This is a genomic window from Kitasatospora sp. NPDC023120 (genome assembly GCF_055560835.1).
In genome coordinates this window covers 68,086-92,952 of the sequence record NZ_JBVHHY010000030.1, presented here as the reverse complement: position 1 = coordinate 92,952, position 24,867 = coordinate 68,086, and the positions used below count along the sequence as shown (strand labels likewise).

Below are 24,867 nucleotides of genomic sequence, written 5' to 3'. Positions count from 1 at the left end.
CCACCGGCACCAGCCACAGCGTCCGCGACTTCGCCGAACACTGCTTCGCCCACCTCGGCCTCGACTACCGCGACCACATCCGCTTCGACGAACGCTACCTGCGCCCCTCCGAGGTCGACGACCTCGTCGGAGACGCCTCCAAGGCCCACCGCGTCCTCGGCTGGAAACCCACCACCCACGCCCCCGAACTGGCCCGCCTCATGGTCGACGCCGAACTCGACTCGATCCTGCGTCCCTCCATCCCCGGGACGCCGCACCGGGCATCGGCGGCCGTCGGCAGCAGGGTGACGGCATGACGACTTCCTGCGGGATCTGCCGCGGCGCCACGCGCATCACGCACCGGGGCACCGTGCTCGGACACCACGAGGCGACGTACCGCATGTGCGAGGCGTGCGCCTACTGGTTCGTCGAGGAGCCGCACTGGCTGGACGAGGCCTATTCGCAGGCCGTGGCGGCCATCGACACCGGCGTCGTACAACGGAACCTGCACCTGTATCCGCGGCTCGCCTCGGTGCTGGTGCGCATGTTCGGCTCCACCGGCGTGTACGTCGACTACGGCGCGGGATACGGGCTGCTCGTCCGGTTGCTGCGCGACGTCGGCCTGGACGCCTACTGGCAGGACGCCCACTGCGAAAACCTGTTCGCCCGGGGATTCGAGTGGGACGTCAGCCGACGGGGAACGGCCACCGCGCTCACCGCCGTGGAGGTGATGGAGCATGTGACCGATCCGCTCGCCTTCGTCGACACCTGCCTGCGGGAGACCGGAGCGCATTCGCTCGTCTTCACCCAGCACCTGCACGATCTCAGCGCCGATCCGTCATGGTGGTACCTGGCACCGGAAGCCGGCCAGCACATCTCCTTCTACGCCCCCCGGACGCTGCGTGTCCTCGCCGAGCGCCTGGGCATGACGTACCACGCGGCCGGCACGCTGCATCTGCTGACGAAGCAGGACTTCCGCCAAGGGGCCTTCGCCCGTTGCGTACGACTGCACCGTCTCTCCTACCCCTTGCTCAGGCGCCGGCTGCGCTCGCGTGTCATGTCGGACCACCGGCTCCTCATCTCCCGGGCCTGTCGTTGATCACCCCCGGGGCGTCAGATGCACCCACAGGTGCCAGCCCAGGAGTCGTTCACCGGCCATGCCGTGGACGGGCAGCGGCGGGGCGTGCATGAACCGCTTCTCCGCGTGGTCCACCTCGAAGAGCGGAAAGTCCCGCCGGACCCGGCGGACGTCGTAGACCCGGGAGTACGGGTTGTCGGGCCCGTCGGTGTTGCGGTGGAGGAACTCGGTCATCCTCAGGTACCGCAGAAGACCGCACCGGCGGGCGCCGGCCGCGTGGGCGTCGAGAAGCGAACGGGACCCGCCGAGCAGTCCGGCCCGGACCAGGGGGTAGGCCGCCAGCAGGGCCGCACGCCGCAGCACGGCGATCGACACCAGGTAGTTCAGAGACCAGCGCGCGTAGAGCATCACCACCAGCCTTCCGCCCGGCCTGAGGACACGGTGGATCTCCCGCTGGGCCTGCAGGATGTCCGGTACGTGGTGCAGCACACCGTGGCTGAAGACGAGGTCGAAGGAGTCCTGGGCAAACGGCAGGTCCAGCACGCTTCCCTGGTGCAGGCCCTCGTGGGGCAGTCCGCGCAGTGCGAGGCGGGTCCTCGTGCGCCGGACGGCGGTCTCGGTGAGGTCGACCCCCGTCCACAGGGCGCCCCCGCGGATCAGCCGCTCGGCCTCCGCCCCCTGGCCGAGACCGATCTCCAGCACCCGCTTGCCGTGGGCGTCCAGACGGTCGAGGCACTGCGGAATGTGGCTCTCCAGACGGTACTTGGCCGTGTCGTACCGAGTGAAGAACCTCTCGTAGTCCTCCCGCCGGTCCCCGCCCGGCGTGCCGAAGAGGTTGTCGCCGCACGGGTGCGCGGACCAGAACTCTCGGATCTCTGACTGCTGCAACGGATTCTCCAGGTGGTCACGGAGGGGTGGGCGGAGCGGGATTCACACGGGGGGGCCTGGTGCCTGCGCACCGGTGTCGCGGGCCGTGCTCGGGCCTGTTGCGCCGCCCGGACCGGCGCGCCGCTGGGCGATGAGGCGCATGCGCCCGTCGGTGCCCTCCTCGGTGCCGCCCCCGGCACCTCGGTCCACTCCGACGAGGGCGTACGCGCAGGACAGGACCAGCCAGGACGGAAGCCCGATGAACGTGGTCTCGAAGGCGACATTGGTGAAGGCGGTGACACTCACGCCGACGGTCGCCCCGAACCAGGAGGCGGCGGCCGGATGGTGCCGGGCACGCCAGGTCCTGCGCAAGGTCGCAGCAACGATCAGGATGAAGGCGAGTCCGGCCGGCCAGCCGAGATAGTAGATGTACCCGATGAACGAGTTGTGCGGACCGGATTTCCCGGAGATCGGGTGCATGACGGATCGGACCACCTCGAGGGGGTGTCCCGCCCCGGCACCGAAAAACGGATTCTGCCACGCCATGTGAAGGGCCGCCCGCCACATTTCCAGACGCAGTCCCACGTTGGCACCGGCTTCGGTCTGCATATCCGCCGAGCTCGACAACCGTGTCATGAGACCCCCCACCACGGGCGTGTCGGACAGAGGCCGGCCGGAAAGGGAGAAGGACAGCAGGGCAACGACCCCGGCCGTCGCGACAATCCATGAGATGACCGGCCAGCGGATGACACGTCGACGACTCGATCTACCGGCGACTGCGCTCGCGCAAACAGCCGCGGCGACGGCCAGGAGGGGGCCCCGCTTGCTCGCGAGGGCGGTCAGCAGTGCGCCCCCGGCCAGTACCCACAGGAGCAGTCGACTGTTTCCCGTGCACCGCATCTGAACCCCGAAGGCACCGGCGATCGCCAGGTAGAGGCCCGAGGCTGCGGCAATCATCGGCGTGTGCGCGATCCCGGCCAGAAGGACACCGCCGGTCGGCACGTACAACAGCCACCGCCAGCGGAGATTTTCCTCGACCGGCCGGGTGAGACACCAGGTGGCGGCAAACCACCCGAAGAGCGGGTAGAGGCCCAGGATCGCGCCTTTGAGGGGATCGGGATACCCCGCTTCGAACCCGCGGTACACCGCCTGGGCCGACGCGACCGCGAGGCCCACGGCGACCGCCCGGAACCAGCGCAGCCGGGGCTCGGAGAACGCCCGCGGCCCCCACACGTGCACGGTCACGAGCAGCGCGCAGCCGGCGAGGGCGTCCATGAGATGGAGCGAGCCGGTGCCTACCGCCGCGTATTCCCTGTCCAGCAGAAAGAGCGGTGCGAGGCAGGATGCCCAGAGCAGCCCGCCCGCTCCGCGCATACAAAGAGCGAGCAGGAGGCCGGAAGCGACACATACCGCAGCACATACGGAAACGAACAGTGGAATACCAGCAGTCACGCCGACCGCGCTTCCCTTCAATGACCAGATCCTGAGCCCGGAAACATCCGGTGACCCGGCCTTAAATATCGTATGAATAACGCAGACCGGGACGTGTTGCAGTGGTCTTCCATACGGGCCGAGTGGTTCGGTTGCCTTCCCATGATTCCACCCGGACTCCGGAATCCCGCATCACATACTCCAAGGAACGGGGAATGTTTCTCATCCGCCCAAGGCTCCTGCGGCGACCCGCCCGTCCGGCCGTGCTGGTCTTCCGGCACAGTGCGCATCTGGGCGGCATGGGCCGCGCGGCCGAGTTCTTCACGCCCCTGCTGACGAGCCGGTGCCACGTGTCGGCGGTCATCTCGCTCTCGGCGGACCGCAACGGATCGCAGAGGTTCACGGCTTCCTGGCCCGCCAAGGTCCGCGCTACCGCGGCGGCCCTCGGCGGGGGCGCCTACCTGCTGGCCCGGCGCGTCCAGACGGCCGTCTACCTACCGGTCTCGCAGTGGGGTCCGCACCTGGCCCGTGACACCGTTCTCGTCATCGCGGCCAGGGCGGTCGGCTGCACCGTGGTTCTGCATCTCCACGGCGCGCAACTGCCCGCGAGGCTCGCCGCGAGCCGGATGCTGCGGGCATTACTGGGCGGGTCCCACTGGCTCGTCCTGAGCGAGGCGGTCGCGGCCCAGCTGCTGGCCAGTGGCTGCCCCACCGCGTCCGTGACGGTGCTGCGCAATCCCGCTCCCCCCGCGGTGCCGCCGACCGGGGAAGGCCGCCCGTCGCGTGTGCTGCGTGTCGGCTGGCTCGGCACGATGACCCGGCTCAAGGGATTCGACCTGGTCTGCGGTGCGGTCGAGAGGACGCGGGCTCAGGGCCTCGAGGTCGAGTTCCGTGTCGCCGGTATGCGCCGTGACGTACCCGTCGCGGACATGGCCTGCGTCGACGAGGACCTGGGGGTCCTGGATCTGTCGGACGCCCTGTCGTTCTGGGCGAAGGTCGACGTGTTCGTCCTTCCGGCCCGCTGGGTCGAGGGACTTCCCTTCGTCCTGCTCGAAGGACTCCAGGCGGGCTGCGCCGTGGCAGCGACCCCGTCGCCGGGAAGCGCCGAGCTCTTCGACCGGGGATGCGTGGAGCCCGTCGAGGCCTCGGTGGAGTCGGTGGCCCGGTTCCTCACGGCCTGCCGGGACGACTTGGAGGAAATCCGGCGACGCCAACAGAGGGCATGGGAGGAGCTGCGGCCGCGGTACGAACCCGGGCGCGTCGAGGAGGAGTTCGTACGGTTCTGGCAGAACCTGGGGCTGGGGCGGCATGGCTGAGGGCCCGGGCCGGCCGGTCACTGTGTGCGGGCTGCCCGTCCATCCGCTCACCCTGGAGGCGTCGGTGGCGGCCGCCGAGGCGCTGATCGCGACCGGCGGTCCTCACCAGCACGTCGTGCTGAACGCGGCGAAGGTCGTCAAGGCGCACGACGACCCGGAACTGGCGCGGATCATCCGGTCGTGCGCGCTCGTCAACGCGGACGGGCAGTCGGTCGTGTGGGCCGGGCGCCTTCTCGGAAGTCCGCTGCCGGAGCGGGTGGCCGGCATCGACTTCATGCTGGCGCTCTGGCGCAGCGCCGCGCGCAACGGGTACCGCGTCTACCTCCTGGGCGCCGAGCCGGAGGTGGTCGAAAAGACCGCGCGCATCGCCGCCGCGCGGGGGGTCGAGGTCGTCGGGCACCGGGACGGCTACTGGGACGAGGCGGAGGAGGAGCAGGTGGTGGCGTCCGTCCGCGCGACCCGCCCGGACATCCTGTTCCTCGCCGTGCCGAGTCCGCGCAAGGAGTGCTTCCTCGCACGCCGGCAGAACGAGCTGGGCTGCGCCCTGTTGGTCGGTGTCGGCGGCTCCTTCGACGTCGTGGCGGGGCTGCGCAGCAGAGCACCGCGGTGGATGCGAAGGGCCGGTCTGGAATGGTTCCACCGGATGGTCCAGGAACCGCGCCGGATGCTCCTGCGCTACGCCGTGGGCAACGCCCGGTTCATCGCGCTCACCGCCGCCCACTGGACGCGGCGGGCCGGTCGGTGAGCGGCCGGGCTACGAGGGGACGGCACGAGCGCCCCGCCACCGCGCGTCATCACCGCCCGGCGCCACGCGGCCTGGTCGGTCCCGCGGAGCTCCTCGTCACCGTACTGCCGACAAACGGTAAACCTGACCGGTGCGGACGTACGGTACCCGCAGGTCTCGCCCGGACGCCGGATCAGGAGCGCGGGCCGTAACACCGGAACCCCGAGCAGTCCCAGCACGACCGGGCCAGCGCCGCGGGGCCGAGGACCCGGGCCACCGGCAGCACCCCACCGACCGAACGAGCGCCGCTTGGGAGACCAGGCCGGCGGGTCAGGCAGTGGCGCGGCGAGATGCGGCGGCGTTGACCGTGGTGTCCTGGGCGTCGGTGACCTGCCGGATCATCAGGATGGCGCTTCCGGGCACAACCGGGAACGACCCCACTGATGTGGCTCACCGGAGAACGGCTGGCCCTGCTGCTTCGCGACAGTTATCGGTCAACTATCCGGTCGTCGGCCCCCGTTGTGAGGAACACATGTGAACCGCCGGCGGCGTCCGGCTCGTCCGGTGCCGGTTCACGGTGCCGAGTCGGGGATGTCCGGTCTGATGGCGTAGGCGTGGATGGGGCTGCCGAGGGATGTGGTGTCCTGCGTGCTGACCGGGATGCAGCCGGGCGGGTCCGCTGCGGTGCGGGGGCTGGACGGGCCGGCCGAGGTTGCGCTGAGGAAGACGGTCGGCGTCACGAGGTCGGCGGAGCTGCGTGCTGTGGTCAGCGGACGGTCCTCGATGACCCTCCGGAACACCGCGGCCGCTGAGGGCGCCGGGCTCACCCAGTCGCTGTTGGACGGGTAGGGGACGTTGGGCATGGTCAGGAAGACCGTCCGGCTGGGCTGCACTTCGTTCAGCCGCGCGGCGAGCGAGCCCAGCTGGGACAGGCCGGCCAGGCCGTCGTCGACGGTCAGGGCCTTGGTCGCGGTGTCGAGCAGATCGTAGAGGGTGACCGGGTTGCTCAGCATGCCCGATGTCCTGAGCTTCTGGATGAGCGCGGTGAGGTAGGCGTGCTGGGCCTGTACCCGCCCCAGATCGCTGCCGTCGCCGAAGCCGTAACGGGTGTGCAGGAACTCCAGGGCGGCGAGGCCTTTGAGGGTGTGGGTCCCCTTGGTCAACTTGAGGCTGGAGTGGGGGTCGTAGATGTTGTTGTCCACGCAGATCTGTACTCCGCCGACGGTGTCCGTCATGGCCACCGCGCCGGCGAAGTCCGACATCACGAAGTGGTCGATGGTGATGCCGGTGAGGGCGTGGACTGCGGCGACCGTGCAGCCCGGACCGCCGTTCTGCAGGCTGGCGCTGATCGGGGTTTGCGGCATCGCCGGGTAGACGTGCCCGCTCTTCGGGTCGGTGCAGCTCGGGATGTCGACGACGGTGTCGCGCGGGATGCTGAGCACCGTGGCATCGGTGCGGTCGGCGGACAGGTGGACGAGCATCTCGGTGTCCGCATTGGCGCCGGCCGAGCAGTCGATCCCTGCGTTGAGCATCAGGCAGTCGGCCGCGGTGGAGCGCGTGTCGGAGCCGATCACCAGGATGTTCATCGGGCTGTGACCGGCACGGTCCTTCGGCTCGCGTGCCTGTGTGGCCGGACCCAGGTTGAGCGGCGCGTGGTGCAGGTTGCCGTTCAGGTGGAAGTACGCCCAGCTGCCGGCTCCCACCGCGCCGACCATGACGACGAACGCCCCGAGGATCGCCCGGCGAAGGATGCGGCGCCTGCGCGACGGCCCGGGCGCCGGCGGGGGAAGCGGACCACCGCTGGGCTCGGAGTGCGGCGAGTGGTGCTCGGTCATCCGTCCTCCAGGCCCAAAGACGAGTGCGGCGCAGCGGTCGGGCCGCTGTCGCAGATATGGCGCCAGTGTGCCGTTCGGCGACGCCGTCCGCCGTACGTCGCGACCAGAAACGCGTGCTGCCTCACACGGTTGGCCCCGGGAACCGGCCACGAGTACCAGCCGGCGGGTCCGGACACGACCGCACGCACGTCTTCAAGAACCAGGGCGACACAAGCGGAAGATCCAGCCGTCGAACCACTGGGATGCCTCCAACTCGGAGCGGCCGGGCGGGTCGCAATGCTCAGATCGTTGACTGAACGATATGGGGTGAGTTGGGATCCGCTGACACCAGAGCCAGAACGCGCTTGTCTCCGACTCGCGCCCGCACCCGGTCCATCAGGGCCGTGTGCGAGATCTCGTCGAAGCAGGCTTAGATGTCGCCTTCCACGATCCACTCGTACGTCTTGGACGTGAGATGACGCACCTCGGCCACCGCGTCATGGGTCCGGCGGTTCGGGCGGAACCCGTAGGAACACGGGAGGAAGTCCGCCTCGTCGTCCAGCCCCCACGCCGGCAACGCCCGCCCCATTGGGCGGCTCAGGTCGGCGGCAGGGCCCGGGCGAGGTCCTCGGCCTCGCGCAACTGCTCGACGCCCAGCCGCCGGAGGTCCCGGAGCAGCAGGGCGGCGTCGGTGACGGCCTCGCCCGGCGCCGGGGCGGCCGGGGCGTCCGCCGGCAGCGGGAGGCCGAGGACCGCGGCGAGGTCCGCCGCGGGCAGGGCCAGCACGGTGGCGAGGTCGGCGACCAGGTCCGGGGTCAACTCGGCCTCGCCGGAGGCGATCCGGCCGTAGACGGTGGCCATCCGGGAACGGCCGGTCAGCAGCTGGACGACCTTCGCCGTGCCGTTCCAGCCGAGGTTGCGGGTGGCGACCATCCGCATCAGCAGGTTCCCCGGCGTGTGCCGGTCCGGCAGGGCGGCGGGCAGGCCCTCGATCCGCCCGCGGTGCCGTGCGGACGGCAGCTCGGCGACGCCGGCGCGGAGTTCGGCCCGGGACGCGGGCGGCAGCGCGAGGACGAGCCGCACCAGACCGGTGATCGAGGTGGTGGCCATGCCACCGGCCGGGGCGAGGTCCTCCGGTAGCGGGAGGGCGGCGAGCTCGAAGAGGTCGGCGGCGTCCAGGCCGAGGGCGGGCGCGAGCCGGCGCAGCAGCGCGGGGTCGGGCGCGGCGCCGGCGAGGACCGCGGCCACCTCGGGCTCGGCGGCCTCCGCTCGCCGGGCCAGGTCGGCGGGAGCCAGGCCCCGGTGGTCCAGCAGACGGGCCAGCAGGACGGCGAAGCCGGGGAGCTCGATCACGGCCGCCAGCATAGACGCCCCGCCGGTGCGAGCGGGCGCGGCCCGAGGCGACCGGACCTGGCCGGACGGCGGCCGGGCGTGCCACGGGGGAGATTCCGGGCGGGTCAGTCGGCAGCGCCCCCCTCCCTCCGCCCCGTCCGGGGGCAGCACGAGGGCGGGGTCGAGGTTGAGCAGCCGCGCCAGGTCGGCCAGGGTGCGCCGGGCATCGAAGTCGCCGGTCCGCACGGGGTCCTCGGGGTCGTGATGGTGTTCATGGGTTCGGGCTCGCCTGTCCTCGACGGTTCGGAGGTCGACGACGCTAGGCGGGCCCTGTTGGCGGGCACTTGCAAGTGGATTGCAGGGCGCGCCGCGCACCGCCCGGGGATGGGGACACCCGGACGGCGCGCGGCGCGGTGCACCGGTGACCGGGGGATCACCGGCGGTCCTCAGGTGCGGCCGCGGCCGCGGGTCACCAGCGGTCTCGAGGGCGGCGGCGCCCAGGGCGGCGGCAGTGGCGAGGCGGCGCGGGATCGTTCCGTTCGGGCTCATCGAGGTCTCCCTGAGGGGTCGTCGGATCATCTGAACCCGTGAGGTAACCGCGCGAAGGCCGGTCCCGTCACCGACCCGGGGCGCACGGTGTCCCTCTGGCCACCGGTCGCTGCCCCGGGAACCCTCGACGGCCCGCGTGCCGCCAGCCGGTCACCCGGCCGGGGCGCCCGCTGCCGATCCGAGGCTGCAACCCGCACCGATCCCCGAGGAACGACCCCTAGGGGCGTGGACACGCTCGCTGGTGGGCATGGCACGGTGGTAGTGCAACGCCATCGGCCATGAGAAGGTACCGAGCATGAGTGCAGTAAAGTTCATCCTGAATGTCATCTGGTTGATTTTCTGCGGCATTTGGATGGCTCTGGCCTATGTGGTCGCCGGAATTATCTGCTGCCTGCTCGTCATCACCATCCCCTTCGGCATTGCTTCGTTTCGGCTCGCCGGCTTCATCCTGTGGCCGTTCGGACGGACGGCGGTGGAGCGGCCGGACGCCGGGGCGGCGTCCTGCGTCGGCAACGTCATCTGGCTGGTCTTCGCCGGGTGGTGGCTGGCTCTCGGGCACCTGATCACCAGCATCCCGCTGTTCCTGTCGATCATCGGGATCCCCTTCGGCTGGGCCAACCTCAAGATGATCCCGGTCTCCCTCACGCCGCTGGGCCGCGAGATCGTCCCCACCGACCAGGAGTGGGGCGCCCGGTAGCCCGCAATCTCACCCACGAACGCCGACGGCCGACGAGGACACCAAGCCTCGCCGGCCGTCGGCGTTCCTGCGGTCGGGGGCCGCCGGGCAGGCGGCGGTCAGCGGGTGAGGCGGGCTTCGAGGGCGCGGAGGTCCTTGACGAGGGAGGTGCGAACCTGGCGGGACATCAGCGGCGCGGTGAGGCGGTGGTAGCCGGAGGAGCCGCCGCGGACCCGGATGCGGGCGAAGGTGCCGGCCTGGGTGGCCTCGAAGGTGTAGGTGACGTGCATGGGCATCGGCCCGGCGACGGAGACCATGTCGAGCACGGTCGGCGGGTGGTGGCCCGCCACCCGCAGCACATAGTCGAAGCGCCGGCCGAGGAAGTAGGCGGTCCGGGTGACCTCGGCGCCCACGCCGAAGCCGCCGGTGTCGGCCTCCCGGGTGAGGGTGGCGCTGCGGATGCCCTGGGTCCACTCGTGGTCGTGGCGCCAGTCCATGGCGTAGGCGGCGACCGTGGCGGGCGGGAGGGGGATCAGGCGTTCCACTGTGACGTCGAGGAGCATGATCACACTCTCCCGCCGGGCGCACCCGCCCGCCCCCCGGACTCGCCCGGGCGGACGCGAACGGGGACGGGCACCCACGCGGACGGGCACCCCGGGAGCGCTACAGCCCCAGGATCCGCAGCGCCGCCTCCCGCATCTCGACCTTGCGGATCTTCCCGGTGACCGTCATCGGGAACTCCTCCACCACGTGCACGTAGCGCGGGATCTTGACGTGGGCGAGCCGGCCCGCGCAGTACCCGCGGACGGCCTCGGCGGTGAGCGGCTCGGCGCCCTCGCGCATCCGGATCCAGGCCATCAGCTCCTCGCCGTACTTCTGGTCGGGCACCCCGATGACCTGGACGTCGAGGACGTCCGGGTGGGTGTGGAGGAACTCCTCGATCTCGCGCGGGTAGAGGTTCTCGCCGCCGCGGATCACCATGTCCTTGATCCGCCCGGTGATCGCGAGGTAGCCGTCCTCGTCCATCACCGCGAGGTCCCCGGTGTGCATCCAGCGGGCGGCGTCGACGGCCTCGGCGGTGCGCTCGGGCTCGTTCCAGTAACCGAGCATGACGGAGTAGCCGCGGGTGCACAGCTCGCCCGGTTCGCCGCGCGGGACGGTACGGCCGGTGGCCGGGTCGACGACCTTGACCTCCAGGTGCGGGCCGACCCGGCCGACGGTGGACACCCGGCGCTCGATCGAGTCGTCGACGCGGGTCTGGGTGGAGACCGGCGAGGTCTCGGTCATGCCGTAGCAGATGGAGACCTCGGTCATGCCCATCCGCCCGATGACCTCCTTCATCACCTCGCTCGGGCAGGGCGAGCCGGCCATGATGCCGGTGCGCAGGCTGGTGAGGTCGTACCGCTGGAAGTCGGCGTCGGCGAGTTCGGCGATGAACATGGTCGGCACGCCGTACAGCGAGGTGCAGCGCTCGGCGGCGACGGCGGCCAGGGTGGCGCCGGGGTCGAAGGACGGGGCGGGGATGACCATGCAGGCGCCGTGGGAGGTGGCCGCCAGGTTGCCCATGACCATGCCGAAGCAGTGGTAGAAGGGGACGGGGATGCAGATCCGGTCCTGCTCCGTGTAGTCGAGCAGCTCGCCGACGAAGTACCCGTTGTTGAGGATGTTGTGGTGCGACAGGGTCGCGCCCTTGGGGAACCCGGTGGTGCCCGAGGTGTACTGGATGTTGATCGGGTCGTCGGGGGCCAACTCGCCCTGGCGCTCGGCGAATTCCGCGCGAAGCGCCGGATCGGCCCGTCGGCCCGCGGCGAGCGCCCCGTCCCAGGCGGGGCCTCCGATCAGCAGCACGCGCTCCAACTCGGCGCAGCGGGGCCTGACTTCCTCGATCATCCCGGCGTAGTCGGAGGTCTTGAACCGCTCGGCGGCGACCAGCAGCCGGATCCCGGCCTGGTTCAGGACGTACTCCAACTCGTGCGCGCGGTAGGCCGGGTTGACGGTGACCAGGATCGCGCCGAGCTTGGCGGTGGCGTACTGCGTGAGCGTCCATTCGGCGCAGTTGGGCGCCCAGATGCCGACCCTGTCGCCCTTGGCGATGCCGAGGCCGAGCAGGCCGAGCGCGAGGGCGTCGATGTCGGCGGCGAGCTCGGCGTACGTCCAGCGGCGGCCGGTGGGCCGGTCCACCAGGGCCTCGCGCTCGGGGAAGGCCCGGACGGCGCGGTCGAGGTTCTCCCCGATCGTGTCACCGAGCAGCGGGACGTCCGAGGTGCCGGAGGCGTAGCTGCGCGGGGTCGGCGTGGTCGGCATGGTCTGCCTCCTGGGTGACGCGGGGCGGCGAGGCGGGCGGCGACGCCCGGAACTCTCCCGGCGCCGGCCCGGCAGCACCCCATGATCCATGCCGTGGCGGTCGGCCACCACCCCCGTTCGGGGGTGTCGGGCGTGTCCGGGGCACGGACGCGGTCGGCCGCCGACCGGCCGCATCCGGGCACCCCGGGCGGACATCCGGCTCAACCTTCCCTGGTTCCGAAGTCGCCAATCACCGGTGGCCGGATTTCCTCGACACCGATCCGAGCGCATGTACGGAGAGCGAGATCGTCCCGTGATCTAGCGTGGATCGTGCGGCGAAAAACCGCCCTTGGGTGGAAAGTAAGAATCGGGTTAGGTTCTCATCAGCCCGGATCGCAAACGAATCTGGCCACCCGGACGGCGGGGCGGGTGACCGACTGCCGCCACGGGCGGGCCGGATCGTGAACCCCCCACCGGCTGCGTGCGTGGCGGCCCGGAAGCCGCCCCGGCCACGCCTTCCCGGCACACGAGAACGAACACGCACACCGAACCGACCCATCGGAGGACTTCGCATGGCTGATTTCCCCGGCCGGCCAGAGGCCTCACGCCAGTTCACGGGCGTGGCCGCACCGGCCCGCGCCGCGGTCGCCCGATCGGCCGACGGCTCCACGACAGCCCGGGCCGTTCCGGTCCCGACGGCACGGTCCGCCCCGCAGCGGCCCCGGCCCGGCCGCGCCACGGCCCCCTCCCGGGCCACACAAGCCCCGAGCCCCGAGCCGAAGAATCGGTTCTCTCGGGCCCGTAACAAGGCCCGGGGTCTCCACCACTCCGCCCGCCACGGCGAGCCTGAATCGCTCCTCTCATCGGTCACTCGCGCCAGTCGCCATCGGGGGTCAACCGTGTCAGTCGGCAACAACCATCCGTCAGTCCTCGTCGTCGAGGACAACGTTCTGCTACGCACGGGCCTGGGCGCCCTGCTGTCGGCCGAACCCGACCTCACGCTCCGCGCCGCCGTGGGTGGCGTGGACGAAGCACTCGCCGTCCTGGCCGGGCAGCCCGTGGACGTCGTGGTGTACGGGGCCGGCGAGTCGGTGACCGACACCGAGCCGGGCCTTGAGCGCCTGCTCGACCGGGGTGCCCGGGTGGTCGTGCTGAGCCGGCGGGACCACCCCGGCGAAATGGAGACCTACCTCAGCTCCGGGGTGAGCGCCTACCTGGCGCAGGACGCGGCCGGGGAGTGCCTCGGCTCGGTGATCCGGGGCCTGACCTCGGACCGGGAGCGGGTGTTCATCATGGCCTCGCGGTCCGGCCTCGACTGGATGGCCGGCCAGCGCGGCACCCGGCTCTCCGGCCGCGAGCGGGAGGTCATGGGCCTGGTCGCCAACGGGCTGAGCAACTCGGCCATCGCCGGCCGGCTCTGCATCTCGCCGGGCACCGTCAAGCGCCACCTCCGGAACGTGTTCGTCAAGCTCAACGCCGTCTCCCGGATCGACGCCGTCAACAAGGCACGGGCGGCCTCCATGCTGATCCCGGCCGGCCGGGCCTGAGCCCCGGGGACCGGTCCGGCGTGGAACGGTCCGGCACGGAGCCGGCACGGACCACCGCGTAGGAGGGGAGGAACAGGGCCTGACCGGGCGGCCCTCAGGCCGAACGGGCCCGCAGGCCCTGGTCCACCGCCCGCGCGGCGAGCTCCTGGAACTCCTGCCGCGTGGGCGAGGTACCGCTGAGCAGGGCGTTGTGCAGTTCTCGCAGCGGCTGGGAGGGGGTGATGCCGAGGTCCTCGTCGAGCCTGCGGTAGAGCGTGCGGTAGACGTGCAGGGCCTCGCTCCGCCGCCCGGCGGCGTCCAGGGCGAGCATGAGCTGCTCGTGGTACCACTCGTTCAGCGGCTGGTGGAGCGTCAGCAACCGCAGCTCCGGTATGAGTTCCCGGTAGCGTCCGAGTTGGCGGTCGGCCAGGATTCGGTGCTCCAGGGCGCGCAGGCGCATCTCCTCCAGGACGGCGACGTGGCCGGCGAGCAGGCCGCCCACCGGGATGTCGGCCAGGGCGCCGCCCCGCCAGAGGTCCAGCGCCTGCCGCAGCCGCTCGGCGGCCTGCTCGGGCCGGCCGGCGGCCAACAGCCGGTCCCCCTCGTGGTGCAGCCGCTCGAACTCCTGGGCGTCCAGCTCCTCCTCCCCCAGCAGCAGCACGTAGCCGGGGGCCTTGGTGAGGATGACGTCGCGCCCCAGCGGGCGGCAAAGCTTGCGCAGTTGGTAGATGTACGTCTGTGCGGTGGTGACCACGGTGCGCGGCGGAGTGCTGCCCCAGATCTCCTCGATGATGAGGCCGAGGTCGACGATCCGGTTCGCGTTCGTGAGCAGGATCGCCAGCGTCCAGCGGACCTTCAGCGCGCTCGGGGTGCACGGAATTCCCTTGTCGAGGACTTCCAGCGGGCCCAGAATGTTGAACTTCACCATGCCTCCGATGTCGCCCGGATTTCCCTCGGCCTCAGGTATATCCGGGTCCGCGGCGGGGTCTCAAGAGGAATCCGCACAAGGTGGCAGGCAGGCAATTCCAAGGTGGCAGCGGCGCATTTCCAGAGCGGTCCGACTCCCTGGCCCGGCGGAAACACCCCCCGCCGAACGACCCCCGCCGATCGGCTGTCCATCCGTCAAGTTCTGTTAGACTGCGGCCGGTTGACCCCTGCGGTCGAGCCAGACCCCCGCCGTCCGCACGACAGAGTTCACGAGGAGAAGGACGTGCCCCGAAAGATCCGTGTTGCTCCGGTAATCCGTACGAAGACCGTAGAACTAGGGGACACACGTCTTGACAAGCGTGAACATCGGAATCCTGGCCCATGTCGACGCCGGTAAGACCAGCCTGACCGAGCGGCTGCTGCACACCGCCGGCGTCATCGACCGCGTCGGCAGCGTGGACCGCGGCGACACCCAGACCGACTCGCACGAACTCGAACGCCAGCGCGGCATCACCATCCGGTCCGCGGTGGTGTCCTTCACCGTCGGCGACGTCAAGGTCAACCTCATCGACACACCCGGCCACCCGGACTTCATCTCCGAGGTGGAACGGGCCCTCGGCGTGCTCGACGGCGTGGTGCTGGTCATCTCCGCCGTGGAGGGCGTACAGGCCCAGACCCGGCTGCTGATGCGCACGCTGGTGAAGCTGCGCATGCCGGTCATCCTCTTCGTCAACAAGATCGACCGGATGGGCGCGCGCTACCAGGACCTCCTGGACGAGATCCGCACCGAGCTCACCCCCGCCATCGTCCCCCTGACGAGGGTCGAAGGGCTGGGCACCCCCGGGGCGCGGGCGCTCGCCCGCGCGGTGGGGGCGGACGATCCGGACTTCGCCACCGAACTGGCCGACGTCCTGGCCGAGCACGGCGACGACTTCCTGGCCCGCTACGTCGAGGACGAGGCCTCCCTGACCGCGCAGGACTACACCGCGGAACTCGCCCGCCAGGCGGCCCGCGCCCAGCTCTACCCGGTGCTCTTCGGCTCGGCGGTGGCCGGCGCCGGCATCGGCGCCCTGGTGGACGGGATCACCAGGCTGTTTCCGGTCAATCACGGCGGCTCCGAGGGCGCACTCCAGGGCACGGTGTTCAAGATCGAACGCGGGTGGGCAGGCGAGAAGGTCGCCTACGTCCGGCTGCGCAGGGGTGAGCTCGGGCCGCGTTCGAAGGTGTCCGTGTTCCGGCGCGACCAGCACGGAGCGATCACCGAGCTGCCCGGCCGCACCACCGTGGTGGAGGTGTTCGACCGGGGCTCGGCCGTCGTCGAGTCGCCGGCGCGAGCCGGGGACATCGCCAAGGTCTGGGGGCTCAAGGGCATCCGGATCGGCGACCGGCTCGGTTCGGCCGAGGGGCTGGACGGGGAGCACCTGTTCGCGCCCCCGAGCCTGGAGACCGTGATCCGGCCCTCCCGGCCCGGCGCGATGCCCGAACTGTACGACGCACTCCTGCAGTTGGCCGACCAGGACCCGTTCATCAACGTCCGCAAGGACGACGAGGAGCAGGAGATCGCGGTCTCGCTCTACGGCGAGGTGCAGAAGGAGGTCATCGCGGCGACGCTCGCCGACGACTTCAAACTGGACGTGGTCTTCGAGGGCACCCGGATCATCTGCGTCGAGCGCCCGATCGGGGTCGGCGAGTCGGTGGAGGAGATCGACTACCGGAGCAAGACCTTCTTCTGGGCCACGATCGGCCTGCGGGTGGAGCCTGGGGAGCCGGGGTCGGGGGTCGTGTTCCGCCGCTCGGTCGAGCTCGGCTCGCTGCCGCACGCCTTCCACAAGGCCGTCGAGGAGGCGGTGCGGGCCACCCTGCAGCAGGGGCTGAACGGCTGGGAGGTGCTGGACATCCTGGTGACCCTCACCCACTCCGGGTTCGCCAGCCCCGTCAGCGCGGCGGGAGACTTCCGCAAGCTCACGCCGCTGGTGCTGATGAACGCGCTCAAGCAGGCGGGCACCCAGGTGTACGAGCCGGTCAACCGCTTCGAGCTGGAGGTGCCGGGCGAGAACGCCAGTGCCGTCCTGCTGAACCTGGTGGAGTGCGGCGCCACCCCGGAGACCACCCGGGGCCAGGGCAGCAGCTGCCTGGTGGAGGGAACGATCCCGGCCCGTACGGTGCAGGAGTTCGAGCAGCGGCTGCCGGGGCTGAGCCAGGGCGAGGGCGTACTGGTCACCCGGTTCCACAGTTTCCAGCCGGTGGTCGGGGCGGCGCCGAGCCGGCGGCGCACCGACCTCAACCCGGTGGACCGCTCGGAGTACATGCTCCGGGCCTTCGGCCGGATCTGACGGAGCAGCACGAGGGCCCGACCACCGCCGCGGTGGTCGGGCCCTCAGCCGTGGCGGTGGTCGGGCCCGAGGCCGTCCCGGTGGTCGGGCTCGAGGCCGTCCCGGTGGTGCCGTGGTTCAGTCCAGCAGGGCCACCGCTCGCGTCCAGCCCGCCCCCGCCCCGGCGATCTTGACCGGGAACGCCTGCACGGTGAATCCGGTCGGCGCGGGCAGCGCGCCCAGATTGCTCAGACGCTCGATCTGGCAGTACTCCCGCTGCCGGCCGGCGAAGTGCGCGGGCCAGAGCACGGAACGGTCGCGGGTGCGCCGGAACTCGGCGAGCATGTGCGTGAACGGGGCGTCCAGCCCGAAGGCGTCTGTCCCGATGAGCCGCACACCGAGGTCGAGCAGGAGGTTCGTCGCCGCGCCGTCCAGGCCCGCGAACCGGGTGAAGTACTCGGGAGTCCCGGCGAGTCGCTCGGCTCCGGTGTGCAGCAGCACGATCTCCCCGGCGCTCGGCCGGTGGTCGATCTCGTCGAAGGCGCGCCGCAGCCGGTCCGGGCCGATCGTCCCGATCTCGCAGTCGGTGAGGTCCAGGCGGACACCCGGACCGATGAACCACTCCAGCGGCAACTCGTGGATGTGGCGCGGCACTCCGTACGCGGCCTTGCTGCCGTAGTGGGAGGGGGCGTCGACGTGCGTGCCGGTGTGGGTGGTCAGGGTCAGGGTGTCGAGCGAGAGCAGTTCGCCGTCCGGCAGGTCCGCGACGTCGAACTCCAGGCCGTGGTTGCGGAGCATGCCCTCGGCCATGTGGCGCGCGCCGTCGGCCGGCGTCAGCACCTCGTGGCGGATGCCGTCCACCTCCCACGCGTTGGCGTCGATCGTCGAGGAGAGGTCAATGAGACGCATGCGCGGCTCCTTCCGGCAGCAGGGCGCAGGCCCGCAGGACGTCGAGGTAGCGCTCCGGCCCGCGGTCCCGAGCGGCGAGGTGGCCGTCCGGCCTGATCAGCAGGAACTCCCCCGGTGTCAGGTCCAGTTCGCGACGCAGCGCGCCGCCGGGGTCTGGCAGCTCGCCCGGCGCGCCGGGGTCGGCGACGGTGCGGACGGAGACCGCGGAGCCGAGCAGCCGCTCCACCCGGGCGAGTGCCTCCCGGTGCCCGGTGCTCCCGCCGTCGGCCGCGGTGGCGAGCAGTGTCCAGCGGGGGTCGGCGAGTTCGGTGCACAGGGCCGACCAGCCGGGGTGCCCCGCGGCCGTCCGGGCGTCGCAGCCGACCCGGTCCCCGGGGGAGGGGCGCCCGGCCCGGGAGCCGGCCGGGCGGGTGAGCGGGCTGTCCGGGTAGGCGAGGGCGAGTCCGCAGAAGCCGCGGATCATCCGGCCCTCGATCTTGCGCCGCAGCGGCGTGATCCGGCGCAGCACCGCGGTGCCCACGGTGAGCAGGGCCGGGGCCAGCGCGGTGCGCAGTGACACCAGTGCGGTGGCCGTGCGGGTGGAGCGCAGCAGGACGGCCCCGGTCGGGACGCGCTCGGCGTCGTAGCTGTCGAGGAGCGCGGGCCCGGCGTGGCCGCGGATCACGTCGGCGAGCTTCCAGGCGAGGTTGTAGGCGTCCTGGATGCCACTGTTCATGCCCTGTCCGGAGGCCGGGCTGTGGACGTGGGCGGCGTCGCCGGCGAGGAAGCAGCGGCCCTCGCGCATCCGGGTGATCTGGCGCTGCTGGACGGTGAAGACGGAGAGCCAGGTCGGGGTGCCGACCTCGACGGGGCGGCCGAGCGCTCGGCCGATCTTGGCGGCCAGGCGGCGGCGGACGAGTTCCCGGTCGTCGGCGCCGTCGGTGTCCACCGTGTCCACCACGCGCCACTTGCCGGGCTCGGGGAAGGGGACGAGCAGCAGGGTGCCCGGTTCGGTGTGCAGCAGGTGGTTGCTGTCCGGCGGGAGGTCGGTGTCGAGGGTGACGTCGGCGTTGAGCCAGACCTCGGTGGAGTCGCCGATCAGGCGCATCCCGAGCTGCTTGCGCACGGTGCTGCGGCCGCCGTCGGCGCCGATTAGCCAGGGCACCAGGGCCTCCTCGGTGCGCCCGTCGGCGTGGCGGAGGGTGACGTGCACGGAGTCGGGCCCGGGTTGCAGCGCGGTGAGTTCGACTCCCCATTCCACGGGGACGCCGAGTTCGGCGGTCCGCTCGCGCAGCACCCGCTCGGTGACCACCTGGTCGACCATCAGGCTGTACGGGTAACGGGTCGGCAAGGAGCGGTAGTTGGTGTCGAAGCGGATGAGGGTGCGGCCTCGGCGGTGCATGGTGAAATGGGTGACCCGTCGGCCGAGCGGCAGCAGCCGGTCGAGGGTGCCCATCTGGTCGAGCACCTCCATGGTCCGGGCGTGCACGGCCAGGGCCCGGCTGGTGGTGGCCGGGCCGGGCGCGGCGTCGACCAGCCGGACGGGGACGCCGCGCCGGGCGAGTTCGTGGGCCGCGGTGAGGCCGACCGGCCCGGCCCCCGCGATCAGGACGGCCGGGGCGGGGTCAGCCACGGCGTTCCTCGGCGAAGCGCTTGGCGAGGCCGAGCGTGGCCCGGCTGTTGCCGCCGGCGGCCTCGCGGATGAAGCGGCGGGCGGTCGCGGTGGTGGCGTCCGGGCCGAGGACGGCGGGGATCGCCTCGGGGTTGAGGACGACGGCATGCCAGGAGGTGACCCGTACGCCGTGGCCGGTCGGCTCGACGGTCCAGCGGCCGGTGTGCGCGGCCATCATGGACGGGGTGCGCAGCTGCTTGTAGACGATGCCCGACTCCGGGAAGCAGATCCGCACGGACTCGGTGGTGTGCTCGGAGCCGTCGGCGGTGCGGGTGTCCATGGCCATGTGCTGGACGCCCCCGTTCTCCTCGCGCAGGTCGAGGCGGGCGACGTGGGGCAGCCGGGCGGGCCAGGCGGCGGCGTCCTGGAGGAAGTCGTAGACCGTCTCCGGGGTGGCGTCGACCAGCACCGAGTCCTCGAACTCGAACTCCAGCTCGGCGAGCCGGTCCCAGCGTTCGGCGAGGTCCTTGATGTTGGCCAGCTCGCTGCGGCTGTTGCGGTCGGTCGCCTCGGCGATCCAGCGCAGGCCCTGTGGGTCGTCGTCGAGCGCGCTGAACTCGTGGGTGAGGGTGAGGGTGGAGCCGCCGGGCCGCTCGGCGATCCGCCACTCCCCCGCCATCGAGGCGACCGGGGCCGAGGAGACCTCCTGGCGGAAGCGGATCCGGCGCCCGTCGGCGTCGAGGTCGCGACGGGAGGTCCAGTGCTTGACCTCGCCGTTGGCCCGGGCCCAGATGTGCAGGCGTTCGGCGCCGGGTGCGAGCTCCTCGCGCTCGACGTGGAGGGTGGGGGCGAAGCGCCGCGGCCAGGCCAGGGCGTCGGCGATGACGGTCTGGACGACCTCGGCGGGGGCGTCGACGTCGATCGAGTGGGTGGTGTGCTGGATGGCGCTCATGGGTGGGACCGGCCCTTTCCGTCGGCGGGGTGGTGGGGTGCGGCTCAGTAGATGCCGAGGCCGCCGCAGACGTTGATCGCCTGCGCGGTGATCGAGGCGGCGTCAGGCGTGGTCAGGTAGTCGACCATGCCGGCGACCTCGTCGGCGGTGGAGTAGCGGCCGAGCGGGATCTTCTGCTCGAAGCGCGAGAGGACGTCTTCCTCGGTGGTCTCCCAGGTCGCGGCGTACGCCTGGCGGACCCGCACGGCCATCGGCGTCTCGACGTAACCCGGGCAGACGGCGTTGACGGTGGTGCCGGTGTGGGCGAGTTCCTTGGCCAGCGCCTTGGTGAAGCCGATGACGCCGGCCTTGGAGGCCGAGTAGGGGGCGCCCAGCGGGACGCCCTGCTTGCCGCCGGTGGAGGCGACGGTGATGATCCGCCCGTGGCCGGCCGCCTCCATGCCGCCGGTGGTGAGGACCTCGCGGGTGACGCGGAAGACGCTGGTGAGGTTGGTGTCGATCACGTCCTCCCACAGCTCGTCGGTGATGGTGGACGTGACGCCGCCGCCGTTGCGTCCGGCGTTGTTGACCAGCACGCCGATCGGGCCGAAGCGGTCCACCGCCGCCCGGACGGCCGCGGTCACGTCGCCCGCGGAGCGGACGTCGGCCGCGAGGCCGTCCACCTCCAGGCCCTCGCCGCGCAGTCGGCCGACCGTCTCGGCGACGCCCTGCGCGGTGCGGGCGCAGATGAAGACGCGCAGCCCGCGCCGGGCCAGGCGTCCGGCGCTCGCCAGTCCGATTCCGCTGGTCGCCCCGGTCACCAGGGCGACATCGCCGCTCGTCAGGGTGCTCATCGCATCGGTCTCCTGTCTCGCTCACGATCGCGGACCCGGCCGGGCCCGCGGGTGCGGGGCCCGGCCCGCGGCCCCGTCGGGGATCCGGGGGGCGGGCCCCGGGCCGACCCTGCCCGCCCGGCTTCGACTGCGGTTCGAGCGCGCCGCACGCGCCGATCGCTCCAACGGGATTCGAAGCACGGGTGGGAGCGTCGGCGCTGCCCAACCACCGACGCAACGAGGAGGCCCGGAACATGACCGGTTCGCTCTACGAGGAGGTCCAGCACTTCTACGGGCGGCAGATGCGCCACCTGGACGAGGGCGAGGTCACCGAGTGGGCCGCGACCTTCACCGAGGACGGCGTGTTCGCCGCCAACGCCCGCCCGCACCCGCAGGAAGGCCGCACGGCGATCGAGCAGGGCGCCCGGGAGGCCGCGCAGCGCCTGGCCACCGCCGGGGTCCGGCACCGGCACTGGCTGGGGATGCTGGAGGTCGCCGAGCAGCCGGACGGCCGGGTGCTGGCCAAGACCTACGCGCTGATCGTCGCGACGCCCAAGGGCGGTTCGGCCGCCGTGCACCTGAGCTGCAGCTGCGAGGACCAGCTGGTGCGCGTCGCCGGCGAGTTGAAGGTCAAGCACCGCCAGGTGTACCGGGACGACCTGCCCGCCTGAGAGGAGGCCACCGTGGACCTCCCACGGGACAGTACGACCTTCGGTGCGCCACTGGACGTGGTGACGGAGCTGGTCGGCGGCCCCCGGATCGACGACCTGCTCGGCCGCGCCGCCGAACTGACGCCGCGCCACCCCGCTCTGGTGGCCGACGGGCTGGTCCTCGACCACGCCGCCCTGGACGCCCGGGTCAGCGACTGCGCCGCGACGCTGCGCGCCGCCTTCGGCGGCCCCGGCACGGTCATCGCGATCGCCGCCGAGCTGACCGTCGACTTCGCCGTCACCTTCCTGGGCATCTCCCGCTCCGGGAACACCAGCGCGATGTTCAACCCGCTCGTCCCGGACGACACCCTGGTGCACGTCCTCGGCTCCTGCGGTGCCCGGGCGGCCGTGCTCTCGCCCGCGATGCACCGGCGGATCCTGGCGCTGCGCCCCCGGCTTCCGCTGTTGCGGCAGCTGGTGGTGACCGCCGACGCCGGCGACGGCACACCCGTCCTGGACACCATGGAACGCGCCGCCGTCCCGGCCGACGAGGCGGTGGAGACGGCCTGCCTGCAGTTCACCAGCGGCACCACCGGCGCGCCGAAGACCGTCCGGCTCAGCCACCGCAACCTGCTGGTGAACGCGGCGCAGTCCGCGCACGCCCACCGGCTCACGGCCGACTCCGTGTCGCTCAACAACCTGCCCTCCTTCCACCTGATGCACCTGAACACCGCGCTCGCGGTCGGCGCGACGCACGTGCTCTGCCCGGCGGAGGACCGCGCGGCGCTGGTGGACCTGGCCCGCACCTGGCGGGCCTCGCACCTGTACAGCCTGCCGGTGCGGCTGTCCCGGCTCGCCGGGGACGAGCGGCTGCCCGGCTTCCGGATCCCCTCGCTGCGGGCCGTGCTGTCCGGCGGCTCGGCGCTGCCGCCCCGCACGACGACCGTCCTGCAGGAGCACTTCGGGGTGCCGGTCGTGCAGGGCTACGGCCTCGCCGAGACGTCCCCGTCGACGCACTTCGACCTGCCGGAGGGGCCCACCCTCGGCTCCAGCGGGCCGCCGGTGGCCGGCACGGCCTGCCGGATCGTGGACGTGCGCACCGGCGCGGTGCTGCCGGTGGGCGAGCGCGGCGAGATCCAGGTCCGGGGCCCGCAGCTGATGCTGGGCTACCTGGGCGACGGGCCCGCCGACGCCGTCGACGCGGACGGCTGGTTCCGCACCGGTGACGTCGGCCGGATCGACGAGGCCGGCCGGCTGTTCGTCGTCGACCGGATCAAGGACGTCTTCAAGTGCGACAACTGGCTGGTGTCGCCGACGGAGATCGAGCGGGTGCTGATGCGGCACCCGGCCGTCGCCGACTGCGTGGTCTTCGACCAGCCCGACGAGCTGAGCGGCGCGGTCGCCGTCGGCCTCGTCGTGCCGCGCGGCGACGGCGTCGACCCTGCCGCCCTGGCCGAGTTCGCGAACGCCCGGCTCCCCTACTACGAACACCTGAAGCAGCTGCGGCTGGTGGAGGGCATCCCGCGCTCCGCCACCGGCAAGGTCCAGCGGCGCGAGCTGCGCGACCGGCTGTTCGGCTCCCTCTGACCCGCACCACCCGACCCGTCCCAGGAGGAACACCGTGTACACCTTCATCAACCGCTTCACCGTCACCGGGGACGCCGCCGAGTTCGAGACGCTCGTCGGCGAGATCAGCGACTTCATGAGCGGGCAGCCCGGCTTCCGCTCGCACCGGCTGTACCGCTCCGCCGCGGACGCCTCGGTGTACGTGGAGACCGCCGAGTGGGACGACGCCGCCTCGCACAAGGCGGCGACCGGCTCGCCGGAGTTCCGTACCCGGGTCGGCAAGGTGATGGGCCTCGCCAAGGCCGAGCCGGCCCCGTTCGACCTGCTCGCGCAGCACGGCGCCTGAGAGGAGCGGAGCATGACGAAGAACGGCGAGATCATTCCGCAGTCGGTGATCCGGCTGCGCGAGCTCGGGCTCGCGGCGGCCGGCGCGGCCGCCGTACGGGCCGCGGCCCGACTGGGCCTGGCGGACGCACTGGGTGAGGAGCCGGCCGGCGCGGCCGAGCTGGCCAGGGCCGTGAACGCGGACCCGGACACCCTGCAGCGGCTGCTGCGTGCCCTGACCTGCCACGGCGTGTTCGCGGAGCAGCCCGACGGCCGGTACGTGCACACCGACGCCTCCCGGCTGCTGCGCGAGGACACCCCGCGCAGCCTCAGGGACATGGTGCTCTGGGGCACCGAGCCGTGGACCTGGGAGCTGTGGGGCCACCTCGACGAGGCGGTGCGCACCGGCAAGGCCGTCTTCCCCGAGCTGCACGGCATGGACTTCTTCGACCACCTGCACGCCCACTCCCCCGAGTCGGCGGCCGTGTTCGACCGGGCGATGACCCAGTCCAGCCGGCTCTCCGCGCTCGCACTGGCCGACCGGCTGGACCTGGGCGGGGCCGGCACGGTGGTGGACATCGCCGGTGGCCAGGGGCACGTCCTGGCCACCCTGCTGGAGCGCAACCCCGGGCTGCGCGGCACCCTGCTGGACCTGCCCGAGGTGGTGGCCGGGGCCGACGCCCGGCTGCGGCCCGGTGGTGCGCTGGCCGGGCGGGCGACGCTGCTCGGCGGCGACTGCCGACGGGAGATCCCGGTACAGGCCGACGTCTACCTGCTGAAGAACATCCTGGAGTGGGACGACGAGAGCACCGTCCTGACGCTGCGCAACGTCGTCCGGGCGGCCGCTCCGGGCAGCCGGGTGATCATCGTCGAGAACCTGGTGGACGGCAGCCCCGAGCTGAGGTTCACCACGGCGATGGACCTGCTGCTGCTGCTCAACGTGGGCGGCCGCAAGCACACCAAGGCCGGCCTGGTCTCCCTCGTCGAGGAGGCGGGTCTGGCCCGGGCCGAGGTCCGTCCGGTCAACTCCTACCTGCACCTGGTGGAGAGCGTGGTGCCCGAGCGGGGCTGACCGGCCCGCTCACTGCCGCTGCCCCCGGATCCGTCCGGGGGCAGCGATCGTCGTGCTGCTCCCGGACGGATCCGGGGGCGCCCCCGGCGTCCTGCGACCCGCCGCCGGCCCGCCCTCCGGGCAGCGGGAAGCCCCGCCGGCACAGGCCGGCGGGGCTCGGGGGAGGAAGAACGGGGC

General features: G+C 72.0%; 22 protein-coding genes. 11 read left to right on the top strand and 11 right to left on the bottom strand.

What is annotated here, in order from left to right; translation table 11 throughout:
- Both ACZ3TI_RS33895 and ACZ3TI_RS33890 read left to right on the top strand, forming a co-directional pair.
- Positions 1 to 296, top strand: a 296-nt coding sequence (locus tag ACZ3TI_RS33895) for a GDP-mannose 4,6-dehydratase (RefSeq protein WP_465733122.1), incomplete at its 5' end; no start/stop codon positions are given.
- Between the two features lie 53 nt (positions 297 to 349).
- A complete protein-coding gene (locus tag ACZ3TI_RS33890) occupies positions 350 to 1,078 on the top strand; it encodes a class I SAM-dependent methyltransferase (protein ID WP_465733120.1) in 729 nt (242 codons plus the stop codon).
- On the opposite strand, the gene ACZ3TI_RS33885 is transcribed toward ACZ3TI_RS33890, so the two are convergent.
- Positions 1,079 to 1,945: a class I SAM-dependent methyltransferase gene (locus ACZ3TI_RS33885; protein ID WP_465733118.1), complete on the bottom strand. Its 867-nt coding sequence runs from the start codon at positions 1,943 to 1,945 to the stop codon at positions 1,079 to 1,081.
- 42 nt (positions 1,946 to 1,987) lie between these two features.
- Entirely contained in the window at positions 1,988 to 3,199 is a 1,212-nt protein-coding gene (locus ACZ3TI_RS33880) for an O-antigen ligase family protein (RefSeq protein ID WP_465733116.1), read from the bottom strand.
- Between the two features lie 419 nt (positions 3,200 to 3,618).
- Between ACZ3TI_RS33880 and ACZ3TI_RS33875 the strand changes: the two genes are divergently transcribed.
- Complete coding sequence (locus ACZ3TI_RS33875) at positions 3,619 to 4,671, top strand: glycosyltransferase family 4 protein (RefSeq protein ID WP_465733114.1); 1,053 nt, start codon at positions 3,619 to 3,621, stop codon at positions 4,669 to 4,671.
- Complete coding sequence (locus ACZ3TI_RS33870) at positions 4,664 to 5,416, top strand: WecB/TagA/CpsF family glycosyltransferase (RefSeq protein WP_465733112.1); 753 nt, start codon at positions 4,664 to 4,666, stop codon at positions 5,414 to 5,416. Before ACZ3TI_RS33875 ends, ACZ3TI_RS33870 begins: the two co-directional genes overlap by 8 nt.
- 551 nt (positions 5,417 to 5,967) lie before the next feature.
- Here ACZ3TI_RS33870 and ACZ3TI_RS33865 read toward each other — a convergent pair.
- Positions 5,968 to 7,230, bottom strand: a complete 1,263-nt coding sequence (locus tag ACZ3TI_RS33865) for an LCP family protein (protein ID WP_465733110.1) — start codon at positions 7,228 to 7,230, stop codon at positions 5,968 to 5,970.
- 576 nt (positions 7,231 to 7,806) lie between these two features.
- A complete protein-coding gene (locus tag ACZ3TI_RS33860) occupies positions 7,807 to 8,562 on the bottom strand; it encodes a hypothetical protein (RefSeq protein WP_465733108.1) in 756 nt (251 codons plus the stop codon).
- Between the two features lie 823 nt (positions 8,563 to 9,385).
- Between ACZ3TI_RS33860 and ACZ3TI_RS33855 the strand changes: the two genes are divergently transcribed.
- Complete coding sequence (locus ACZ3TI_RS33855) at positions 9,386 to 9,787, top strand: YccF domain-containing protein (RefSeq protein WP_465733106.1); 402 nt, start codon at positions 9,386 to 9,388, stop codon at positions 9,785 to 9,787.
- A 98-nt stretch (positions 9,788 to 9,885) separates the two neighbouring features.
- Here the strand turns inward: ACZ3TI_RS33855 and ACZ3TI_RS33850 are convergent, their stop codons facing one another.
- Both ACZ3TI_RS33850 and ACZ3TI_RS33845 read right to left on the bottom strand, forming a co-directional pair.
- Positions 9,886 to 10,329 (bottom strand): SRPBCC family protein, encoded by a 444-nt coding sequence (locus ACZ3TI_RS33850; protein WP_465733104.1) that lies wholly within the window; start codon positions 10,327 to 10,329, stop codon positions 9,886 to 9,888.
- A gap of 100 nt (positions 10,330 to 10,429) precedes the next feature.
- On the bottom strand, positions 10,430 to 12,070 hold the full coding sequence (locus ACZ3TI_RS33845) for an AMP-binding protein (RefSeq protein WP_465733102.1): 1,641 nt from the start codon (positions 12,068 to 12,070) through the stop codon (positions 10,430 to 10,432).
- An 878-nt stretch (positions 12,071 to 12,948) separates the two neighbouring features.
- Here ACZ3TI_RS33845 and ACZ3TI_RS33840 point away from each other — a divergent pair.
- Entirely contained in the window at positions 12,949 to 13,596 is a 648-nt protein-coding gene (locus tag ACZ3TI_RS33840) for a response regulator transcription factor (protein WP_465733100.1), read from the top strand.
- Between the two features lie 94 nt (positions 13,597 to 13,690).
- On the opposite strand, the gene ACZ3TI_RS33835 is transcribed toward ACZ3TI_RS33840, so the two are convergent.
- Positions 13,691 to 14,503, bottom strand: coding sequence for an AfsR/SARP family transcriptional regulator (locus ACZ3TI_RS33835; protein WP_465733098.1), 813 nt, complete (start codon positions 14,501 to 14,503; stop codon positions 13,691 to 13,693).
- 349 nt (positions 14,504 to 14,852) lie between these two features.
- Here ACZ3TI_RS33835 and ACZ3TI_RS33830 point away from each other — a divergent pair, with 349 nt between their 5' ends.
- Complete coding sequence (locus ACZ3TI_RS33830; RefSeq protein WP_465733096.1) at positions 14,853 to 16,835, top strand: GTP-binding protein; 1,983 nt, start codon at positions 14,853 to 14,855, stop codon at positions 16,833 to 16,835.
- Between the two features lie 117 nt (positions 16,836 to 16,952).
- Here the strand turns inward: ACZ3TI_RS33830 and ACZ3TI_RS33825 are convergent, their stop codons facing one another.
- The 4 genes from ACZ3TI_RS33825 to ACZ3TI_RS33810 are packed head-to-tail and all read right to left on the bottom strand — an operon-like array spanning position 16,953 to position 21,099.
- Positions 16,953 to 17,723, bottom strand: coding sequence for a cyclase family protein (locus tag ACZ3TI_RS33825; protein ID WP_465733094.1), 771 nt, complete (start codon positions 17,721 to 17,723; stop codon positions 16,953 to 16,955).
- Positions 17,710 to 19,335, bottom strand: coding sequence for an FAD-dependent oxidoreductase (locus ACZ3TI_RS33820; RefSeq protein ID WP_465733092.1), 1,626 nt, complete (start codon positions 19,333 to 19,335; stop codon positions 17,710 to 17,712). Before ACZ3TI_RS33820 ends, ACZ3TI_RS33825 begins: the two co-directional genes overlap by 14 nt.
- Positions 19,328 to 20,266, bottom strand: a complete 939-nt coding sequence (locus tag ACZ3TI_RS33815) for an aromatase/cyclase (RefSeq protein ID WP_465733091.1) — start codon at positions 20,264 to 20,266, stop codon at positions 19,328 to 19,330. Before ACZ3TI_RS33815 ends, ACZ3TI_RS33820 begins: the two co-directional genes overlap by 8 nt.
- 44 nt (positions 20,267 to 20,310) lie before the next feature.
- Entirely contained in the window at positions 20,311 to 21,099 is a 789-nt protein-coding gene (locus tag ACZ3TI_RS33810; protein WP_465733089.1) for an SDR family NAD(P)-dependent oxidoreductase, read from the bottom strand.
- A gap of 233 nt (positions 21,100 to 21,332) precedes the next feature.
- On the opposite strand from ACZ3TI_RS33810, the gene ACZ3TI_RS33805 reads away from it, so the two are divergent.
- The 4 genes from ACZ3TI_RS33805 to ACZ3TI_RS33790 are packed head-to-tail and all read left to right on the top strand — an operon-like array spanning position 21,333 to position 24,690.
- Entirely contained in the window at positions 21,333 to 21,749 is a 417-nt protein-coding gene (locus ACZ3TI_RS33805; RefSeq protein WP_465733087.1) for a nuclear transport factor 2 family protein, read from the top strand.
- A 12-nt stretch (positions 21,750 to 21,761) separates the two neighbouring features.
- Entirely contained in the window at positions 21,762 to 23,315 is a 1,554-nt protein-coding gene (locus ACZ3TI_RS33800; protein WP_465733086.1) for a class I adenylate-forming enzyme family protein, read from the top strand.
- Positions 23,316 to 23,349: 34 nt separating this feature from the next.
- A complete protein-coding gene (locus tag ACZ3TI_RS33795) occupies positions 23,350 to 23,640 on the top strand; it encodes an antibiotic biosynthesis monooxygenase family protein (protein ID WP_465733084.1) in 291 nt (96 codons plus the stop codon).
- A 12-nt stretch (positions 23,641 to 23,652) separates the two neighbouring features.
- Positions 23,653 to 24,690, top strand: coding sequence for a methyltransferase (locus ACZ3TI_RS33790; protein ID WP_465733082.1), 1,038 nt, complete (start codon positions 23,653 to 23,655; stop codon positions 24,688 to 24,690).
- Positions 24,691 to 24,867: the final 177 nt, after the last annotated feature.

Excerpts from the sequence above, each read along its gene's own strand:
- ACZ3TI_RS33850 (WP_465733104.1), bottom strand. The coding sequence starts at position 10,329 with ATGCTCCTCGACGTCACAGTGGAACGCCTGATCCCCCTCCCGCCCGCC.
- ACZ3TI_RS33825 (WP_465733094.1), bottom strand. The coding sequence starts at position 17,723 with ATGCGTCTCATTGACCTCTCCTCGACGATCGACGCCAACGCGTGGGAG.
- ACZ3TI_RS33870 (WP_465733112.1), top strand. The coding sequence starts at position 4,664 with ATGGCTGAGGGCCCGGGCCGGCCGGTCACTGTGTGCGGGCTGCCCGTC.
- ACZ3TI_RS33865 (WP_465733110.1), bottom strand. The coding sequence starts at position 7,230 with ATGACCGAGCACCACTCGCCGCACTCCGAGCCCAGCGGTGGTCCGCTT.
- ACZ3TI_RS33805 (WP_465733087.1), top strand. The coding sequence starts at position 21,333 with ATGACCGGTTCGCTCTACGAGGAGGTCCAGCACTTCTACGGGCGGCAG.
- ACZ3TI_RS33810 (WP_465733089.1), bottom strand. The coding sequence starts at position 21,099 with ATGAGCACCCTGACGAGCGGCGATGTCGCCCTGGTGACCGGGGCGACC.
- ACZ3TI_RS33880 (WP_465733116.1), bottom strand. The coding sequence starts at position 3,199 with ATGGACGCCCTCGCCGGCTGCGCGCTGCTCGTGACCGTGCACGTGTGG.
- ACZ3TI_RS33855 (WP_465733106.1), top strand. The coding sequence starts at position 9,386 with ATGAGTGCAGTAAAGTTCATCCTGAATGTCATCTGGTTGATTTTCTGC.
- ACZ3TI_RS33790 (WP_465733082.1), top strand. The coding sequence starts at position 23,653 with ATGACGAAGAACGGCGAGATCATTCCGCAGTCGGTGATCCGGCTGCGC.
- ACZ3TI_RS33845 (WP_465733102.1), bottom strand. The coding sequence starts at position 12,070 with ATGCCGACCACGCCGACCCCGCGCAGCTACGCCTCCGGCACCTCGGAC.
- ACZ3TI_RS33815 (WP_465733091.1), bottom strand. The coding sequence starts at position 20,266 with ATGAGCGCCATCCAGCACACCACCCACTCGATCGACGTCGACGCCCCC.
- ACZ3TI_RS33835 (WP_465733098.1), bottom strand. The coding sequence starts at position 14,503 with ATGGTGAAGTTCAACATTCTGGGCCCGCTGGAAGTCCTCGACAAGGGA.